Origin of the sequence: Aeromonas sp. ZOR0001, from assembly GCF_000801015.1 — a bacterium.
GTDB lineage: Bacteria > Pseudomonadota > Gammaproteobacteria > Enterobacterales > Aeromonadaceae > Aeromonas > Aeromonas veronii.
The window spans coordinates 1-1,349 of the sequence record NZ_JRJY01000142.1 but is presented as its reverse complement, the minus strand read 5'-3'; the positions used below and the strand labels follow the sequence as shown (position 1 = coordinate 1,349).

The window sequence follows — 1,349 nt, the reverse complement described above, 5'->3', positions numbered from 1 at the left end:
AAATCAAAGAGTTACGAAAGGCCACTAGAAATAGTGGCCTTTTTCTTTTGCCTAAATGGCGACAGAGTGGCGACAGCGCTTTGATGGCTTAGTAATCCTGCTTCTTCCGGAGGTTTCAACCGATGGCAAGTATCCAAGTTCTCACTCGAAAAACCGGCAAGTCCTATCGTGTTCAGTTCATGCGTAACAGCAACCGTGTATTCACGGTTTTACCAGCAAAAAAGACGCAGAGCAGTACCTGGTTCAGGTCACTGCATCTGACGAGCTGGCAGATGTCTTAACCAACGTCACCCCATGAGTAGAGGAGCACGGCTATGAGCTCCTCTTATAAACTGCATTTGATTGCTGCGATCGGCAGAGGGGAGATTACGGCTTTAGCTCATGTTGAGAGACGTCAGCCAAGCTTTGTATTCTTGGGTATGGTCTCCTTCATGATTGTCCATCCCCGGTTTGGTTAGTATCCCCTTTGAATTGGAGATGTAGCTGTTAATCGTCTTTTTGGGGCGCTCATGCCACGAGATATTGAACGCAGCCAGTTTTGGGAAAAAATACATGGCTGAGTAATCAGGGATGTGATCGTGAATCCACCAGGCCAGAGCTTGCCAATGCCCGGTGTTTTCGTAATAGGGGAGAAAACTGGTGACTACAATACATGCGGTGGCGCCTATGCAACCATCCTGATCACGATAGTCCCAGATATGTTGAGCATAGTTGGCCTCATTTTTAGCGCAGTTGTATTGATTACCATTTTCAGCTCCCTTGGCATTTACCAGTGGAGAACGATAGGCTGAGCGGATAGCTATACGGCCTAAGTGTTGCTGAATGGGTTCCAGCACCTTTGTGCAGAGTTGGTGGCCAGCCTCTATAGCAAGGTCAGGGTAATCAGGTATATTGGGTATCCCCTCGATCTGAGCGATCTCTGAGTAGAGAAAATCGCGCATAAAGAAGCTGGGGGATAGTTGGACTCGTCCTAATTCCTCAAGCGATTTGACAGTTTTTGGAGACTTCACTTCATGTGCCCTGTTTTGGTCAGAGAGGGTTATCAATTTAGCAGATGGTGCTTCGAGAATTGAGCTAAGCACTGTTTCGTAGCTCACGTATCAAAGCAAAAATTTTCATATGACACCCTTCGATGATTGTTTTGGGGAATCAATCGGTCCCCATCGGTTGCTCCTGCCTACAGGATAGGGCCAGGATGAACACATATCTGCCAGTCGTTGGCGTGTGAGTTCTGTGGTTATAAATGTGCAAAGTGTGCAAGCCCATCTCAACTTGAGCCAACCTGAAATAACTCAACCTCTCTTGTGTAGTGGTCTAATCATCCCGGACACCATTTTAGGTGGTACAGT

Annotated in this window: 1 protein-coding gene; it reads right to left on the bottom strand. The window is 47.1% G+C overall.

All coding sequences use genetic code 11. The features are described 5' to 3' along the window. Positions 1 to 374: 374 nt before the first annotated feature. A complete protein-coding gene (locus tag L972_RS17500; protein WP_231560946.1) occupies positions 375 to 1,097 on the bottom strand; it encodes a peptidase M15 in 723 nt (240 codons plus the stop codon). Between the last annotated feature and the right edge of the window lie 252 nt (positions 1,098 to 1,349).